At 70.1% G+C, this 17582-nt stretch carries 13 protein-coding genes and 1 pseudogene; 7 read left to right on the top strand and 7 right to left on the bottom strand.

The window, feature by feature from the left end; translation table 11 throughout:
* Positions 1 to 255 precede the first annotated feature (255 nt).
* From ACZ404_RS13010 to ACZ404_RS12985, 6 genes are all read left to right on the top strand, one after another.
* Positions 256 to 1971, top strand: coding sequence for a chitinase (locus ACZ404_RS13010; RefSeq protein WP_468439036.1), 1716 nt, complete (start codon positions 256 to 258; stop codon positions 1969 to 1971).
* A 377-nt stretch (positions 1972 to 2348) separates the two neighbouring features.
* Positions 2349 to 2978 carry a hypothetical protein gene (locus ACZ404_RS13005; RefSeq protein WP_468439034.1) on the top strand — a complete coding sequence of 210 codons (630 nt, stop codon included), beginning with the start codon at positions 2349 to 2351 and terminating at the stop codon, positions 2976 to 2978.
* Positions 2978 to 7681: a putative T7SS-secreted protein gene (locus ACZ404_RS13000; protein ID WP_468439033.1), complete on the top strand. Its 4704-nt coding sequence runs from the start codon at positions 2978 to 2980 to the stop codon at positions 7679 to 7681. The genes ACZ404_RS13005 and ACZ404_RS13000 overlap by 1 nt, the downstream gene beginning before the upstream one ends.
* A 14-nt stretch (positions 7682 to 7695) precedes the next feature.
* Positions 7696 to 8016, top strand: a complete 321-nt coding sequence (locus tag ACZ404_RS12995) for a hypothetical protein (RefSeq protein WP_468439031.1) — start codon at positions 7696 to 7698, stop codon at positions 8014 to 8016.
* 630 nt (positions 8017 to 8646) lie between these two features.
* Positions 8647 to 8916 (top strand): hypothetical protein, encoded by a 270-nt coding sequence (locus ACZ404_RS12990; RefSeq protein ID WP_468439030.1) that lies wholly within the window; start codon positions 8647 to 8649, stop codon positions 8914 to 8916.
* A gap of 619 nt (positions 8917 to 9535) precedes the next feature.
* Complete coding sequence (locus tag ACZ404_RS12985; protein ID WP_468439028.1) at positions 9536 to 10327, top strand: DUF1266 domain-containing protein; 792 nt, start codon at positions 9536 to 9538, stop codon at positions 10325 to 10327.
* 13 nt (positions 10328 to 10340) lie between these two features.
* Here ACZ404_RS12985 and ACZ404_RS12980 read toward each other — a convergent pair.
* The 7 genes and pseudogenes from ACZ404_RS12980 to ACZ404_RS12950 form a co-directional block, all read right to left on the bottom strand.
* Positions 10341 to 10536 (bottom strand): annotated as a pseudogene (locus tag ACZ404_RS12980) (ATP-binding protein); the annotation flags it as partial.
* 161 nt (positions 10537 to 10697) lie between these two features.
* Entirely contained in the window at positions 10698 to 11225 is a 528-nt protein-coding gene (locus ACZ404_RS12975; RefSeq protein WP_468439026.1) for a hypothetical protein, read from the bottom strand.
* A 68-nt stretch (positions 11226 to 11293) separates the two neighbouring features.
* On the bottom strand, positions 11294 to 12859 hold the full coding sequence (locus ACZ404_RS12970; protein WP_468439024.1) for an AAA family ATPase: 1566 nt from the start codon (positions 12857 to 12859) through the stop codon (positions 11294 to 11296).
* A gap of 75 nt (positions 12860 to 12934) precedes the next feature.
* Positions 12935 to 13492 (bottom strand): hypothetical protein, encoded by a 558-nt coding sequence (locus ACZ404_RS12965; RefSeq protein WP_468439022.1) that lies wholly within the window; start codon positions 13490 to 13492, stop codon positions 12935 to 12937.
* A complete protein-coding gene (locus tag ACZ404_RS12960) occupies positions 13489 to 13956 on the bottom strand; it encodes a hypothetical protein (protein ID WP_468439020.1) in 468 nt (155 codons plus the stop codon). The genes ACZ404_RS12965 and ACZ404_RS12960 overlap by 4 nt, the downstream gene beginning before the upstream one ends.
* On the bottom strand, positions 13953 to 16037 hold the full coding sequence (locus tag ACZ404_RS12955; RefSeq protein WP_468439017.1) for a hypothetical protein: 2085 nt from the start codon (positions 16035 to 16037) through the stop codon (positions 13953 to 13955). The genes ACZ404_RS12960 and ACZ404_RS12955 overlap by 4 nt, the downstream gene beginning before the upstream one ends.
* Before the next feature lie 63 nt (positions 16038 to 16100).
* Positions 16101 to 16625, bottom strand: coding sequence for a hypothetical protein (locus tag ACZ404_RS12950; RefSeq protein WP_468439016.1), 525 nt, complete (start codon positions 16623 to 16625; stop codon positions 16101 to 16103).
* 131 nt (positions 16626 to 16756) lie between these two features.
* Here ACZ404_RS12950 and ACZ404_RS12945 point away from each other — a divergent pair.
* A partial coding sequence (locus tag ACZ404_RS12945) for a caspase family protein (protein ID WP_468439014.1) occupies positions 16757 to 17582 on the top strand: 826 nt, incomplete at its 3' end.

Here is a 17582-nt window from a genome sequence, read left to right as displayed (position 1 = left end):
CCAGGACGACTTCATTGCGTGACTACCTGAGCACTGTAACCACGGCCCGATGACCGGAGAACAGCGTTTGTGTAGCTCATGTGGAAGTCCTCGAGCACAAGTCCGCTAAATCCCGACAGTTTGATCGTGTGCGCGTCGGCAATTTTGGTCTGGACCTCTTGACAGCCGGATTGGCCTAGACCAACTTGTAGGCCAACGGTGGCCACCGTCCTCACTCACCCCACCTCCCCACCGACTCCCCCACCGGAGGTCCCAGTGGACCGCGCCTCAGGCACGCCCAGACCACGCAGACGACGGACAGCCACCTGGTCCGCCGCCACCGCCCTCGCCCTCTCCGTCGCGGGCCTCGCCGCCGCCACCCCCGCGTCCGCCGCGGACGTCAACAACGCCAGGAACGCCGGCTTCGAGTCGGGCCTGACGAACTGGACGTGCTCGGCGGGCAGCGGTACGACGGTCTCCTCCCCCGTCCACTCCGGCGCCTCGGCCCTGAAGGCGACCCCGGCCGGCCTGGACAACGCCCAGTGCACCCAGTCGGTCGCGGTGAAGCCCAACTCCACGTACACGCTGAGCGCGTGGGTGCAGGGCGGCTACTCCTACCTCGGCGTGACGGGCACGGGCACCACGGACGTCTCGACGTGGACGCCGGACACGACGTCCTGGAAGCAACTGTCGACGACGTTCACGACGGGCGCGTCGACGACGTCCGTCACGGTCTACACCCACGGCTGGTACGGCCAGGCGGCCTACTACGCCGACGACATCTCCGTCTACGGCCCCGACGGCGGCGGTGGCACCGACCCGGCCCCGACCGTGCCCTCCGCCCCGACGGGTCTGTCGGTCTCCGGTACGACGTCCTCCTCGGTGTCCCTGTCCTGGTCCCCGGTGTCGGGGGCGACGGGCTACAACGTCTACCGGGGCGGCACCAAGGTGACGGCGGTGACGGGCACCTCGGCCACGGTGACCGGCCTGTCGGCGGCGACCTCGTACAGCTTCCAGGTGACGGCGACGAACGCGGCGGGCGAGTCGGGGAAGTCGGCCGCGGTGACCGGGACGACCTCCTCGACGAACGGTGGCGGCGGAGGCTCCCTGCCCAAGCACGCGGTGACCGGCTACTGGCAGAACTTCAACAACGGTGCCACGGTTCAGAAGCTGTCGGACGTGCCGTCGGCCTACGACATCATCGCGGTGGCGTTCGCGGACGCGACCTCGACCCCGGGCGCGGTGACCTTCAACCTCGACTCGGCCGGGCTCGGCGGCTACACGGTCGACCAGTTCAAGGCCGACATCCGGGCCAAGCAGGCGGCCGGCAAGAAGGTCATCGTCTCCATCGGCGGCCAGAACGGCACGGTGTCGGTGAGTGACTCGACGTCGGCGACGAACTTCGCGAACTCGGTGTACGGACTGATGCAGACGTACGGCTTCGACGGCGTGGACATCGACCTGGAGAACGGCCTCAACGCGACGTACATGACGCAGGCGCTGCGGTCACTGTCGGCAAAGGCGGGCTCGTCCCTGGTCATCACGATGGCGCCGCAGACGATCGACATGCAGTCGACGTCGAACTCCTACTTCCAGACGGCCCTGAACATCAAGGACATCCTCACGGTCGTCAACATGCAGTACTACAACAGCGGTTCCATGCTGGGCTGCGACGGCAAGGTCTACAGCCAGGGCTCGGTGGACTTCCTCACCGCCCTCGCCTGCATCCAGCTGCAGGGCGGCCTGTCGCCGTCCCAGGTCGGCCTCGGCCTCCCTGCCTCCACGAGCGCGGCGGGCAGCGGCTACGTGTCCCCGTCCGTGGTGAACAACGCCCTCGACTGCCTGACCAAGGGCACGGGCTGCGGCACCTTCAAGCCGGCCAAGACGTATCCCGACCTGCGGGGCGCGATGACGTGGTCGACCAACTGGGACGCGGCGTCGGGGAACGCGTGGTCGAACTCGGTGGGGGCGCATGTGCACGGGCTGCCGTAGCGGCGGCTGCGCACGATGACGACGCCCGGGCCCGGCGGGGCCCGGGCGTTGCCGTGTCCGTGGGGCGTTTCCGGCCAGACGTCGTCGCGGGCGCGTGTTTCGCGTTGCACCTCGCAATGTGCTGATGTGATGATCCGACTCATGGCAGGCCAGGGGGGCGCCTCCGACTTGGCGGGGCGAATACGCAGGTCACGGCTGACCGAGTACGCGGAGATGGCGGAGTCGAGGGATACGTCAGCACCGACTCGGGGTGAGCAGCAGACCGCTTCTTTGCCAATGCGTGTGGATCCGTTTGCCATTGCCGGTCTTGCTGCTCGTGGGCGCCGTGGATTCATCTCCGCGCTGGGTGGGTTCCGTCGGACGGGGGAGGAGGGGTCGTGACGAGTCCTGGTGGGGGCGGTCGGCCGGATCTGCGGGTGCAGGGGCTGGGGTTGATCGCGGCGGGGATCAACAAGGCGCTGGGTGAGCTGGATTCGCTGGGGACGATGAAGGGCTGGGCGGGCGCGGGCCGGGGTTTCACCAATCTGGAGATGGACGGCATGGAGGTCGGTGACGACCAGTTGGGGGCGATGCTGCACACCTTCTGCGAGCGCTGGCAGTGGGGGGTGCGTGACCTGATGGCGGAGGGAAATGCGTTCGCGGAGGCGATGGGGCTGGCGGCGGGCACCTTCCATCAGACGGACGAGTACGTGAAGGGCTCGCTGAAGGTCGCCTACAACTCGGTGGTCGGTGACCCGTTCGCCTCCAACGAGAAGGTGGCTGGCGAGAGTCTGGATCAGATCAACCACGCGGCGGCGACGACGGGTTACGGCGAGAAGGACCGTGAGAATCTGATCCACACGGTGAAGGAGACGGGGCGGGGTATGGCCTGGGACGTGGCGACGGCCGAGGTTCCGGGTGACCCGATCGCGTCCGCGGTCCCGGATCTGACCGGGGCGGCGGGTGATCGTGATGCGGCGTTGGAGAAGGTGCTGGGTCCGCGGCCCGAGGGCGGGGACGGCAGCTGATGTCGATCACGGGGAAGTTCAACAGTGTCGTGGGGTCGGTGAAGTCCGGTTACGACCACGTCAAGCGGGCCACGGGCCATGTCATCGACGAGGGCGCCCATGGTGTGGGTGACGCGCTGGACTGGGCCGGTGCGCACGGGGCGGCCGACAAGGTCGACGACTGGGGGGATGACACCGCTTCCAAGCTGGGTGCGCACGTCGATGAGCAGCAGCTGGGTGAGACCGAGGATCCGAAGGAGCTGATCCACGGCGATGCGGGGAAGTTGCGGGAGACGGCGACGCATCTGCAGCACTTCGCGGTGTCCTTCGGTGTGGTGGCGCAGGGGATGCGTGAGGTCGACTCGGCGCAGTGGACGGGTGAGGCCGCTGACACCTTCCGCAAGAAGTTCGCCACGCATCAGGTCAAGTGGCGTCAGGCGGCCCAGGCGTGTGGTGAGGCGGCTGGAGCGCTGGAGGCTTTCGCGCACACGGTGGAGTGGGCGCAGGCGCAGGCGCGGGAGGCGATAGCGAAGTACCGGGAGGGCAGCGCGGCCTCCGACGCCCATCGGCAGAAGGTGCAGGCGTACAACCGGGCGGTCGAGGCGGGCAAGGACGATCCCGGGCCGAGGCCGTCGGAGCAGGATCCGGGGGATGAGGCCAAGCACGCGGCCCAGGCGATGCTGGAGGCGGCCCGCCGTCAGCGCACCCAGCTCGCCGGGGAGGCCGCCGCGCGTTTCAAGGTGGCGTTGCAGCATGCCCCGCAGGAGCCGTCGGCCTGGAACCAGGTCAAGCTCGATGGTGCGGATGTGTGGGATGCCGCCAAGACGGAGGACATGCGGTTCTTCGGCGGTGCCATGCGCGGGCTCGGTGACTTGAACAACCTGGCCCGCAACGCCAACCCGCTCGACCCGTACGCGATCACCCACCCCTATGAAGCGCTCCAGGCCAAGGTGGAACTGCTGAGCGGCGCCGTCCACATGGTCACCCACCCCACCGAGACCGGCGACAAGCTGTGGAAGTCCTTCCTCGAGGACCCCGGCGGGGTCGGCGGCGAACTGGCCCCGCAGTTCCTGCTGCCGGAGGCGGGGGCGGAGTCGGCGGCCGTCGACGGCGCCCGCCTCGCCGAGGACGGGGTACAGGGGGCCGAGGAAGCCGCGGCCGGCGAACGCGCGGCCGCAGACGGCTCGGGCGGGAAGTCCGCCCGGGAGACGGTGGACGACGACCCACCGGCGCCCTCCCACAGGCAGAACAGCACCGAGAGCAGCGGCACCGACCCGATCAATCTCGCCACCGGCAAGATGTACCTGCCGCAGACGGACGTGACCTTGCCCGGGGTGCTGCCGCTGGTCCTGAAGCGGCGTGTGGAGTCCGGCTACCACTTGGGCCGCTGGTTCGGCCCGTCCTGGTCCTCGACCTTGGACCAGCGCCTGGAGATCGACGCGCAGGGGGTCGTCTTCGTCACCGAGGACGGCCTGCTCCTCGCCTACCCCCACCCGGCTCCCGGCCTGCCCACCCTCCCCAGCCACGGGCCACGCTGGCCCCTGGACCGGGTGGACGGCGGCTACACGGTCACGGACCCGCAGACCCTGCGTACTTGGCACTTCGCCGACCGGGGCGAGGGCGACCTGGCGGTGCTGGAGCAGATCGACGACCGCAACGGCAACTGGATCACGTTCGAGTACGACGCGGAGGGCACCCCGCTGGCCGTGGTGTCCAGCAGCGGCCAGGGCGTCCGCATCACGACGGAGTTCGGCCGCATCACGGCCCTCCAGCTCACGGCCACCGGCGAGGAGCTGAAGCGCTACGGCTACACGGACGGCAACCTGACCGAGGTCATCAACTCCTCCGGCCTCCCCCTGCGCTTCACCTACGACGAAGCGGGCCGCATCACGTCCTGGACGGACACGAACGACCGCAGCTACACGTACGAGTACGACGACAGGGACCGCTGCACGGCCGAGGGCGGCTCAGCAGGCCACATGACCCTGAGCCTGGCGTACGAGGACCCGGACCCGCAAACCGGTCTGCGGACGACGATCGTGACGACCGGTGAGGGCCATACGCGCCGCTACCTGGTCAACGACGCCTGGCAGGTGATCGCGGCAACCGACGCCCTGGGCGCGACGACCCGCTTCCGCCGCGACCGCTACCACCGCCTGCTCTCCCAGACGGACCCGCTGGGCCACACGACGACATTCGGCTACGACGACGCGGGCAACCTCACCTCGGTCGTCCGCCCGGACGGCCGCGAGGCGAGAGCGGAGTACAACGCTCTCGGCCTGCCGGTGAAGGTGGTCAACCCGGACGGCACGGTGATCCGCCAGACCTATGACGAGCGCGGCAACCGCACCTCGGTGACGGACCCGGCTGGGCAGACCACGCACTTCACCTACACCGACGCCGGCCACCTGACAGCCGTGACCGACCCGCTCGGCAACACCACCCGCATCGTCTGCGACCGCGCCGGCCTCCCGGTGCAGACAACAAACCCTCTGGGCGCGACGACCCGCTACGAACGCGACGCGCTGGGCCGCCCGGTCGCCATCACCGACCCCACCGGCGCGACGACACGGCTGGAGTGGTCGATCGAGGGGCACCTGACCCGCCGCACGGCCCCCGACGGCACCAGCGAGACCTGGACCTACGACGGCGAAGGCAACTGCACCAGCCACACCGACCCGCTCGGCGGCGTCTCCCGCTTCGAATACACCCACTTCGACCTACTGACCGCCCGCACCGGCCCGGACGGGGTGCGCTACGAGTTCGACCACGACAGCGAACTACGCCTGACCAAGGTCACCAACCCGCAGGGTTTGACCTGGACGTACGAGTACGACCCGGCCGGCCGCCTGGTCACGGAGACGGACTTCGACGACCGCACACTGACCTACACCTACGACCCCGCCGGCCGCCTCATCTCCCGCAGAAACGTCCTCGGCGAGGAGGTGTCCTTCGACCGCAACGAACTGGGCCAGGTGCTGCGCAAGGACGCGGCGGGCCAGGTGACGACATACGCCTACGACTTCACCGACCAACTCGCCCAGGCAACCGCCCCGGACGGCACCACCCTCACCCTCCTCCGCGACCGCTACGGCCGCCTGCTCTCGGAATCGGTGGACGGCCGCACGCTGACGTACACGTACGACGAACTGGGCCGCCGCACGGGCCGGACGACCCCGACCGGGGCCACGACGACCTGGTCCTACGACGCGGCGGGGCGCCGCACCGGCATGGTGGCCTCAGGCCGGCCCATCGACTTCACCTACGACGCATCGGGCCGCGAGCTGTCCCGCCGAATCGGCGAGACGATCACCCTGGAGCACACCTTCGACGCCCTGGGCCGCCTGACCACCCAGTCCGTGACCGGCCCCGGCGACCGGACGGTGCAGCACCGGGCGTACACCTACCGCGCCGACGGCAACCTCATCGGCATCGACGACCACCTCTCCGGCACCCGCGGCTTCGACCTGGACGCGGCAGGCCGAGTGACGGCGGTCCACGCGGCCGGCTGGACGGAGCGATACGCCTACGACGAGGCAGGCAACCAGACCCAGGCCTCCTGGCCCTCCAACCACCCGGGCGCGGAGGCGACAGGAGCACGCACATACGCGGGCACCCGCATCACCCGCGCCGGCAACGTCCGCTACGAACACGACGCACTCGGCCGCATCACCCTCCGCCAGAAAACCCGCCTGTCCCGCAAACCGGACAACTGGCGCTACGAATGGGACACCGAGGACCGCCTCACCTCAGTCACCACACCCGACGGCACCCGCTGGCGCTACACCTACGACCCCCTGGGCCGCCGCACAGCCAAACTCCGCCTGGCAGACGACGGCGAAACAGTAGTGGAACGCGTCGACTTCACCTGGGACGGCACCACCCTCTGCGAACAAACCACAACGTCCCGCGACCTCCCCAACCCGATCACCCTCACCTGGGACCACCAAGGCATACGTCCCCTGGCCCAGACGGAACGCATAACGGCAGCCGAAGCCTCTCAGGAGGAAATCGACTCCCGCTTCTTCGCCATAGTCACCGACCTCGTCGGCACCCCCAACGAACTGATCGACGAACACGGCAACATCGCCTGGCACACCCGCAGCACCCTCTGGGGAACAACAGCCTGGGCAGCCAACAGCACCACCTACACACCCTTACGCTTCCCAGGCCAGTACTACGACCCGGAAACCGGCCTCCACTACAACTACTTCCGCCACTACGATTCGGAGACTGCCCGGTATGTAACCTCGGACCCGCTGGGCCTGGATCCCGCACCGAATCCTGCCGCATACGTGACCAACCCATATGCGTGGATCGATCCCCTCGGGCTGGCTCCCTATCCTTCTCGCGTCGAGGGAGGCGGCTGGGACCTAAGAGGCCATAATCCCCTCAGCATCGTTCCCGACGATGCTGAAATGCGGATATTGAAACCTGACCCGAATGGCGGAGCACAGAAGGGGGTCGAGTACAAGTGGACAGACTCTGAGACGGGAAACGTAGTCCGCCTCCGGATTCACGACATTGATGGAAGGGCGCCGGCGGGCTCGAATGCGTCTGAGGGTGACGTCTATCGCATATCGATCGGGGGAAGGTATCAGGACGAGGAAGGGAACCTGTATCACAGGCAGGTCAGCAATGACAGGAGCCCGAACTATGATCCGGATGCGGCCAACAAGACTCACATTCCTTGGCCGAGTCAATTCCCGCTTCCTTATTCGTAAAGGCAGGAGATGAAGTGGATTCTCGCGAATTTGTCGACATGATCCGGAAAATCGTCGATGTCCAGCCGTCCACGCGGGAACGTGGGGCCGACGAGATCACTGACCGATTGAGCGCCTACTCGCCCGCCCAGGCCGCAGCCTTGGCTACGCTACTTTCGGCCGCTGCAGTCTCCGAGAGCGAAAACTCGGCACTAGAGTCTCAACTTCACGCCATCCTCGAACTGGCATCGACCGGTCACGTGGACCTCGATCACATTTCGCAACTGCATGATATCAGACTGAGTGGCCTACCGGTACAAATCCGTGAGTATGTGGCAGACTTGCTTGGTGGCTGATGAGATGTCCGATTGAGGTTCCGGCCATGAGTCTTCCATTTCGCGTCAAGAATTGCTGGATTCCAGGTGTCGAGGTGGGTGTTCGCCGCACCGAGTACAATTGCCCCCTTCCCCAGCAGCACTCCGCCCCGACCGATCAAACTCTTGCCGTTGACACGAGGGCTACCGTTGCCAGAGTTTCCGCAAGCCATTAACACCGAGCGGCTGATGAAGACGACACAAAGCAATGCCACGTAAATTACGCATGGAACTCATCCATATCATTCGCAACTCATCGACGCTAGGCTGCCGGAGGCAGGATCATCAACCGATCGCGCTGTGACCTCGGATGACATCACTGTGAGCCGAACATGCCTACCCGCCTGAGCGAGATTCTGACCACCATAGGGGCGCACGAAGGCCCCGGCTCCTACGACGCGTTTATGGAGGCGCTTGGCAGATCGCTTGCCAGGCTCTCCGTATTGTTGCGGTGCGCTGAGGTTGCCGTCGATGTCTCGGAGCTTGGCTCGGACCAGGGTATCCGAGCGCGGACGACCTGGTGATGATCGACGGCGACGAGCGCGTCCTCGTCCTAGATCACGAGGAGCGGTTCTTCCTCACGCGGGCCGATGCGAGACTTCAGATCAATCTGTGGAGGAGCGGCACAAGTCGAGTGCCACGTGCGTCGTCCGGTGCCTGAGTGGTGTTGTGCGCGTTGGGCAGCAGTTCGAGGTCGGGCCGGACGGCGGCACGGGTGACGGCGCGCCGCTGGTGACTCTCCAGGCAATTCTCAAGTACGAGCGGCCAGTCGACTTCGTGCCTCCGCCCCACAGCGCCAAGGTCCGGCTGTCGGGAGATGCGATCGACCTGTTGCGGAAGGGTGCCGTCATCACCGCCGTTGTGAGCGCCGTGCCCCGCTGAAGTGGACGTAGAGGCGTCGCATAGCATGATCAGGCGAGTCAAGTTGCCGCTGACGGCCATCAGTTGAAAAGGGCAAACAATGTCGTTCGGTCCTCCGCCCGCAGGGTTCGGGCCTGCGGCTCCGCTGCCCTCCGGGCCGCCGGCGTCGACGCCCCAGCCCTCGGCGCCCCCGCCCTCGGCGCCCCCGCCCTCGGCTCCGCCTGCCTGGACTCCGCCGACGAGCGTCGAGGAGGCGCTGTTGGAGGCCAAGTCGCGTGAGGACTGGGCGGGGTACTTCGACGTTCTCGCCGACAGTCGGCTGTACTTCGAGATACGGCGTGACGCGGCGGATGCCCGGCCGAGCAAGACCGTTCCCCTCTTCGGGCACGATCCGCGGGTGGCCGGTGGGCGGATCTGGGCCGTGTACACGGAGGGGATGCTGCCCGCGCCGGAGCCACACCGAGTGTTCAGTTGGCAACAGCTCGGATGGTTCGCTCGAGTGTGGGCACCGCATGATCCCGCCTTCATCGTGATCAACCCTGGTACGCCCTGCGAGGCGTTCCTTCCTTCTGCGCCGCCGCACTCCGCCGTGTGGGCTCAGCACAGCGAGCGGGCTACTGCTCCGCTGAACCGGACCAGAGTGCGCGCGCTTCGGCTCGGCGGCCCCCTGGAGGGACCCGTCGCTCGGGGCCTCGCCTGCGGCGCACCGCTGTTCGTGCGCTACGGGCTGCCGTGGAACGCCATGGCCTATCACGGCGACGGCTACACAGCAGAACGCGAGATGTTGCGCGAGTGGTGGGGTGTCAGCAGCCGCGAGGAATGGCAGGAGCAGCAGCGCGCCCTGCTCGACCCCGACGGCGCCAATCCCGTCTGGGAGTTCGCCCTCAACGTCCGTCGGGCCATCGCCCGGGACTTCGGCGGTCATGTCGACACCGCCTACTGGCGCGAGACCGTCGCCCGGGTGCTGCGAGCCCGTTCAGAGGGCGAGACCGTCATCACCCCGGACGGCGTCACCACCACTCCCACCGTCCCCGAGGCCGAGACCGAGGCCCGGATCAAGGGCGTCCAGCATCTTGTCGGGCGCATCACCCGGTACGAGGCCCGCTTCCGCGCCGACGGCATCCTCGACGGCAACCGGTTCGTCACCTCCGTGGACGCCTGGAACTTCGGACGGGCCTCCGGCATGGCCCGCTGGGGCCTGGGCTCCCGGTACTGCTCACTGAACGAAGCCGAGTCCGCCGTCATCGAGGCCGGCCGGGCCGCCGCCCGGTCGTACAAGTCCTGGCAGGACTTCGCCGCCGGGTACATCCTCGGGCGCTGCCTGCACTTCGACGACGAGGAGTTCGGGAGCTGGTACACCGACATGGTCGAGGTGCATCAGGTCCTGATGTCCGATCCTGAGAGTCCCTGGCTCACCGTTTCGTTCCAGTAGCCGTCGAGGGTCGTCAGCTCGCCGGCGCCAGCTCGCACCATACGTACGTGCCCCGGTTGCCGAAACGGGACGACGGGTGCGCCGCTCCCCGGAGGGGTCAGCGCGGCCGGTCCCTTGATGTGGCGTACGGCGTTGGAGACCAGCTCCGCCGCGAGCAGCTCCGCTGTGTCGACCAGGCCGATCAGTCCGTGCAGCGTGAGGATCAGACGTTGGGGGGTTGGTGATCGCGGGCCTCCGACCAGTGGACCTGCGCCCTGATGGAGGTGATTTCGCCGGCGCCCGGTGTCCGTGTCGACCGGAAGGTGACCGGCTCGGTGCTGGGAGGGACGACCGTGGCGGCCACTTCAGGTCGGCACGGTCGTCCCTGGCCTCAGGCGGAGCCTTCCTCGAAGTAGGCGTCCAGGACTGCGTCCAGTTCTGATTCCCACTGCTTGAAGGCGGACCTGGCCGGAGCCTCGATCTCGATCGGGTACCAGCGGCGTTCCGGGGTGTGGACCGTGATCGTGAAGCGCTTGCCGAAGCGGGCGGACTCCGTTTCGATCGCGGCGATCTCGTCCCAGCGGAACTCGCAGTCCTCCTGGTCGAGGGTGAGACGGACGCCGCGGTGGTCGGCGGTGAACTTCGCGCGGCGGTCGGCCGCCTCGAAGGTCGGGCCTTCCGCCTCTGCGGGGGCCGCCTCTTCGGAGGACGGGTCCTCGGGCGCCGCCTGGGCTTCCGTCGCCTCGGCCTCCGGGGCAGCCCGTGTCGCCCCTTCCGCCTCCGGCGTCGACGCCTGCTCGGCGTCCTCCGGTTCCGGCGCCGGGGGCGTCAGGCCGGGGATGTAGGCCGGGTCGAAACCGGCGCCCTTGACGGGCTCGGCCTTCAGGGGCTGGCTGCTCGATCCTATGCGCTGCTCCACGCGGGAAGTATGGACGACATTCCTGTGTCGGAACCAGTCGGATCACGCGACACGGCAATTCACACCGGTCACTCGTCCATGAAGACGATGCGGCGGGTCCGGCCGCCGTCGCCCGGTACGGGGGTGACCGCCGCGCGGCCCGCCGGTACCGCGCGTTCGCGGCCCCAGGCGCGGATCTCCTCGATCTGCTCGGGGTTGCTCACGCTCAGCGGGCGCACCTGGGCGAAGGTGTCCATGACGTACGAGTCCTTCAGCTGGGCGATGCCGCCGCGGCGTACCGCCTCCTCGCCGACGTCGTGCAGCGCGGCCTCGATGTCGGAGCCGGCGAAGCCCTCGGAGAGGTCCACCAGGCGGTCGAGCTGCTCGGGGTTCGGGTCGGCCTGGAGGTAGCGGCGGTGGTAGATGTGGATGATGTCCTTGCGGTCCTGGGCGTCGGGCAGGTCGACGAAGAAGAGCTCGTCGAAGCGGCCCTTGCGGAGCAGTTCCGGGGGCAAACTGCGGATGTCGTTGGCCGTCGCCACGACGAACGCCCGGGACTGGGACTCCTGGAGCCAGTAGAGGAACTGGCCGATGATGCGCTGCGGGACGCCGGACATGTCGTCGCGGCCCGCCAGGCCCTTCTCGATCTCGTCGATCCAGAGGACGCAGGGCGCCACTCGGTCGGCCATCGCCAGGGCCTCGCGGAAGCGGCCCTCCGACTCGCCCAGGTACTTGCCGTGGATGCTGGCCATGTCCAGGCGGTACAGCGGGAGCCGCCAGTCGTGGGCGATCGCCTTGGCCGAGAGGGACTTGCCGCAGCCGGGGACGCCGACCAGGAGTACGCCGCGCGGAGGGCGCAGCGCGGTGTTCCTGAGGTCCCTGGAGATCATGTCGTGCTTGCGTTCGAGCCAGGTGCGCAGGCCGGTCAGGCCGCCGATGGCGTAGTCGCTCTGCTTGAGGTGGACCCGCTCCAGGCCGGTGAGGTCGCTGAAGATGCGGTCCTTGGCCTGGGCGAGGCCCAGGACGTCCTCGCGGCGGATGGCGCCCTTCGCGGCGATGGTCGCCATCAGGTTGACGCACTCGGCCTCGGTGACGCCGTTCAGGAACTCGGCGGCACGGCGCGCGTCCTCCTCGGTCCACTCGATGGGGATGTGGCCGTGGTGGTCGCCGAGGAAGCCGCTGAGGATGCCGTACATCTCCTCGGAGTCGGGCAGGTCCAGGCGCAGGCTCATGCCGAGGCGCTGCAGGCCGCTCCAGATGGGGGTGTCGGTGATCAGGACGATGCTGCCCATGTTGCTGTCCGCCAGGCGGGCCAGTTCGGCGAAGTGGCGGGTGACGGGGGTGTCGGATTCCAGTTCGTCGGGGTCCACGAAGACGACGGTCGCGTTGGCCCGGCTGCCGAACTGCGCCGCCGCGAAGTCCATCGCGCCGGCGAGGGAACGGTCGTCCTGCACCGGTGCGTTGGTGCGCAGGTCGCGCAGGCCGGTGGCCCGGGTGTAGATCCAGAACGGCATGCTGCTGCGCCGGGACTGGGTGGCCGCCTCGCGCAGCAGGCGCAGGGCGCGCTGCTGTTCGATGGTGCGCATCGCGATGACCGGGACGCGGGCGGAGATGTAGCTGTCGAGGTGGCTGAGGCTCTCGGCGTAGTTCGACATTCTGGTACGGGCCTTCTCGGGCTGCGGGGGCGGTGGGTGCGGGGCGCTGGGCGGGCGGCGGGGCCCTGTTCGGCCTCACCCGGGCACGATGCGCCGTCTCGGGGGTGCGGCGGGGTCGTAGGCCCACGCGTCCCGGGTGGTGGGCGGGGCGACCGTGAGGGTCGCGGTCAGCGCGTTGTCCCGCAGGGTGCGGCGGCGGCGCTCGACCAGGCGGGGGTCGGTGCCGCGCCGGATCTCGCCGTCCAGGTTCCGCTCCAGCTGGGCCTGCACCTCGGTGATCTCGTGGTCGACCAGCTCGGTCAGCCGGGGGCGCAGGGACTCCGGGAGGCCGGGGTGGGCGGCGAGGGCACGGATGGCGTGCAGGCCGGTGCGGGCCTGGGCCAGCTCACGGCCCCAGCTGAACTCGTCCCGCGACTCGTTCAGGGCGCGGACCAGGTGCTCGGCCCAGGTGACCAGGCGGGTGTTCAGGGCGCCGGTGAGGTGCTCGGTCAGGCGGACCCAGGTGTCGGTGTCGTACTGCTCCTCCCGCAGCGCGGGGAGGCCGGCGGGGTCGGCGGGTTCCATGGCCGCCCAGCGGCGCAGGAAGCCGACCCAGGCCTGGTAGGGGCCGCCGTCGCCCCAGAGGCCGGTCATGCGGTGCTGCCCGTGCTGCCCGGCCGGCGTACGACGGTCTCGCCGGGCGGCAGGGGCTCCCAGTCCGGCAGTCCCTCCACGACCTTGCGGAGCCTGCTGGTGACCCGCTCCTGCTGCGGACGGCGCTGCGCGGCCCAGGGGGACGACTGGGACCGGGCCGCGTCGGCGGAGGCGGCCCAGGGGGAGGCTGCGGCCGAGGGTTGCGGGGCGGGTTGCTGGGGCTGGGGGGCAGCGGCCCACGGGGACTGCGGGGTGGCCGGTGCGGCCGGTGCGGGCGCGGACGCCCACGGGGAGGACGGGCCCGTGGCCGGCCCGGCCGGCCCGGCCGTGCCCTGCGGCGGGACCGTGGCTCCGGGCTGCTGCGGGCCCGTGGCCGCCCACGAGCGCGGGCCCGGTGCCGTGCCGGGTGCCGGCGAGGTGGCGTGGGGGTCGGGCTGCTGAGCGGGCGGCGGTGGCGTGCTCATCGGGCGCTGTCCTCCTGGGTCTCGGGCGCGGTCGCGGTCTCCTGGGCGTCCCGGGGTCCGGGCGAGGGCTCCTGGCCGGCGGGCGGCTGCGGGGAGGCGTCCGTGGGTGCGTACGCCGCCGGGGCAGCATCCTGGGGCGCGGGCGCCGCCTGCCCGGGATACCCCTCGGACGCGACCGCCTCGACGACCGACGGCTCGGCGCCCGGCTCCCAGCCGCGCGACGGCTCGACCACCGGCTCCCGACCACCCGACGGCTCGACCACCGGCTCCCAGCCGCCCCGCCGCTCGGCCGCCTCGTCGTCCGGTGTCTCGGGCGCGGTGGCCTCCTTCCGGACCACCCGGCCCTCGAACGGTGAGGCGCCGCCGCCCGCCGTCGGCAGGGCCGCGATCAGTTCGCGCACCTGCGCCTCCGCCTTGTCGGCGGCCGTGAACTTCTCGTACCAGTCCGTCAGTTCGGCCGAGGCGCCCCGCAGCTGGTGCAGGGATTCCGTCTTGGCGCGTTCCAGCAGCTCGCGCGCCGCGTCCTGGGCCCGCTTGGCGGTCTGGGCCTGGTTGCGCAGGACGAGGCCCCAGACGAGGCCGACGATCGCGGCGGAGCCGACCGCGAAGAGGGGCCAGGAGCCGGCCAGGAAGAGGAGGATGGCGGCGACGACGCCGACGAGCGGGGCCACCTTCTTCAGCCAGGGGAAGGCAAGTGCGTCGATGAAGGGACCGGTGTAGTGGTCCCAGTGGTCGCTCAGCGACTTCTCGAGGGTGGCGAGCGGCTGGGTGAAGGAGCCGACCCAGGCGGGGAGCTGGAACAGGGCCGAGCCCACGGAGTGCGAGGTGGCGAACTGCGCCTGCACGTCCTGAGGTACGGCGGCCCGGTAGTCGCGGGTGTGGGCGGCGTGCGCCTGCTGGAACCACTCGTGGCAGGCGGCGACGGACAGCCGCTGGGTGGCCGGTGAGGTGCCGATGGCGCCGGGGTTCAGCGCGGCCGTGGTCTGCACGGTGAGGTAGTCCAGCGTCTCCTCGTACGAGGCCGCGTCCGCGTCGGCGGTCCGGCGGGCGGCGACGAGGTCGCCGTCGTGGTCGACCACCGCCTGGTTGAAGGCGAGGTCGCGGCGCAGCGGCAGCTCCTCGTTGTCGTACTCGGAGACCAGCCGGTCGAGGATGTCGTCGACGGCGTCCTCGATGCGCTCGGACGGCTGGAACTCGCGGTCCATGATGGCCCGGTACTTGTCCAGGACGGCCTGCTGGCCGCGCGCGGAGGACAGGACGCCGTCGAGGGTGACCCATTGCGGGGAGACGGCGGCGAGCCGCGGGAACTCGGCCGACTGCGACGGCGCGCGCAGGGACTCCAGTTCCTCGCGCCAGCGCCGGACCTGCTTGGCCTGGGCGTCGGCGCTGTCCATCAGCTGGGAGCGCCAGTCGGCGAGGGTGCGGTCCAGCAGTTCGCGGCCGACCGGGCCGAAGGCGCCCTGGGCGATGGCCTCCAGGATGACCGCGAACTCGCGGCCGAGGGCGGCCGGGTCCTGGGCGAGGAGGTAGTGGCGCAGCCAGCGCACGGCGGCCTCGGAGCGGCCCTGGCGGCGCAGGACGAGGGCGAAGAACAGCGAGGTGCGGTCGGGCGAGCGGCGGAAGGCCTCGTCGACGGCGCGCTCGCACAGGCCGCGGTCGTCGGCGGACCAGGAGGCGAGGGCGACCAGGGCGGGGGCGAGCCAGTAGCGGGGGGTCTGGAGCATGAGCTGGTCGCCGACCATCCGGACGTTGTCCTCGGAGACCAGGCCGATGTCGAAGGCCTGGAGCATGCCGACGGCGGTGCGGCGGACCGTCTTGTGGTGGCCGAACTCGTGGTCGATCTTGTCCTCGATGGCACCGATGCGGGTCTCGGCGCGCTGCACGTTGGCCGTGGCCTGCGCCTGCTGGACGAAGGCGAGGAACTCGTCGCGCAGTTGCTGGAGTTCGGTGCGGGTCTGCTGCTGGTTGGCCTCCACGGTGGAGACCTGGCCGGAGACGGAGCCGACCTGTTCGCTGAGTCTGATGACGAGGTTGCTGACCTCCTGCACCTGGCGGCGCAGTGTGTAGTCGACCTCGGACATGCGGAACTCCGTTCGCGTGCTGCGGGATGAGCGGGCGGGGCGGGGGTGGGTCGGGAGGGTCGATCAGGGGCGGACGACCGTGCCGTCGTCCAGGACGGGGAGCAGGAGGCCGTCGTCGTAGACCTCGATGTAGGCGTAGCCGCCGGAGCGGGCGAGCATGCGGGCGGCCGAGAACGGCTCGGGCATCGGCTCGGCGGGAGAGAAGTGCCGGACGACGACGTGGAAGAGGTTCAGGTGGTGGTCGACGTAGGGCGGGCCGAGGAAGCAGCGGGCGACGAAGCCGAGCGGGACGGTGCCGTACGACGTCGTGTACTGCTCCCGGACCCACTCGGCGAGCGAGCGGCAGGCCTGCTGGTCGAGGCCGGCGTCGAGCCGGCCCACCGCGTCGAGCAGCTCGCGGGAGCGGGGTGTGTACCGCTCCGGGCCGACGGCGGCGGAGGGCGGGCGCGCGGCCGAGGCGGGTGCCGGATTCGCCGGTGCCGTGCCCGGGCGGGCGGCCGGGCCCTGGTGCGGCGCGGGCGCCGGCTGGGCGCCCAGGCCGGACGGTGCCGGCCGCACGATGCGGCGCGGCCGTTCGGTGTACCCCATGTGTCCCCCGAGAGTCATGGGTGGTGAGCGGTTGTGCGATGCACGGAAAAGGAAGGTTAGTGACGTCACGTCAAGAGTGCGACTCCTACCGCCGATTCGTCATCAGGTTTGGCTTTGGCAGACTGCCGCGCATGGCGAGGATCAAGGCGCTTCTGGTGGGCATCGACGACTATCCGGCCTCCGTGGCCCAGCCGCTCGGCGGGTGCCGCAACGATGTGGCCGAGGCGCACCGGCTGCTGACCGACCTCGCCGGTGAGCGTGCCGATGTGCGGGTGCTGGTGGACGCCGAGGCGACGGTGGACGCGGTGACGGACGCGGTGCTGGGGCATCTGGGCGCGGCGGGGCCCGGGGATGTGGCGCTGCTGTGGTTCTCCGGGCACGGCACGCAGGAGGTGGCCACCGGCGGGGATCTGCTGATCGAGGCGACGGGGCTGAACCAGGCGCTGGTGTGCGTGGACGGGCCGCTGCTGGACAAGCGGCTGGGTGCCCTGCTGGACCGGGTGGCGGCGGGCGGCGCCGAGGTCACGGCGGTGCTGGACTGCTGCCATTCCGGGGGTGCGACGCGGGAGGGGGAGCTGACGCCGCGGTATGCGCCGCCCCGGCCGGACTGGGAGCTGGGCGGTGCGCGGGCGCCGGGCGGACCTGCCCGGCATGTGCTGCTGGCGGCGAGCCGGCTGGACGAGCCGTCGTACGAGGGCTGGTTCGACGGGCGCCGGCACGGGGCGTTCACGCATGCGCTGGTCGGCGCGGTGCGCGCGGCCGGGTCCGGTGCCACCTGCCGGGAGCTGCTGGCGGGGGCGGCGGCACGGGTGCAGCGGGCGGGCAGCACCCAGCATCCGGTGCTGTGGCCGGACCTGCCGGGCGGCGGGGGGGGGGGGGGGGGGGGGGGGGGGGGGGGGGGGGGGGGGGGGGGGGGGGGGGGGGGGGGGGGGGGGGGGGGGGGGGGGGGGGGGGGGG

Source organism: Streptomyces sp. NPDC030798 (genome assembly GCF_055572275.1).
Note: the sequence above shows the minus strand (reverse complement) of the source record. Positions and strands in the feature narration are given on the sequence as shown.

Excerpts from the sequence above, each read along its gene's own strand:
- ACZ404_RS12960 (WP_468439020.1), bottom strand. The coding sequence starts at position 13,956 with ATGAGCACGCCACCGCCGCCCGCTCAGCAGCCCGACCCCCACGCCACC.
- ACZ404_RS12955 (WP_468439017.1), bottom strand. The coding sequence starts at position 16,037 with ATGTCCGAGGTCGACTACACACTGCGCCGCCAGGTGCAGGAGGTCAGC.
- ACZ404_RS12965 (WP_468439022.1), bottom strand. The coding sequence starts at position 13,492 with ATGACCGGCCTCTGGGGCGACGGCGGCCCCTACCAGGCCTGGGTCGGC.
- ACZ404_RS13000 (WP_468439033.1), top strand. The coding sequence starts at position 2,978 with ATGTCGATCACGGGGAAGTTCAACAGTGTCGTGGGGTCGGTGAAGTCC.
- ACZ404_RS12970 (WP_468439024.1), bottom strand. The coding sequence starts at position 12,859 with ATGTCGAACTACGCCGAGAGCCTCAGCCACCTCGACAGCTACATCTCC.
- ACZ404_RS12950 (WP_468439016.1), bottom strand. The coding sequence starts at position 16,625 with ATGGGGTACACCGAACGGCCGCGCCGCATCGTGCGGCCGGCACCGTCC.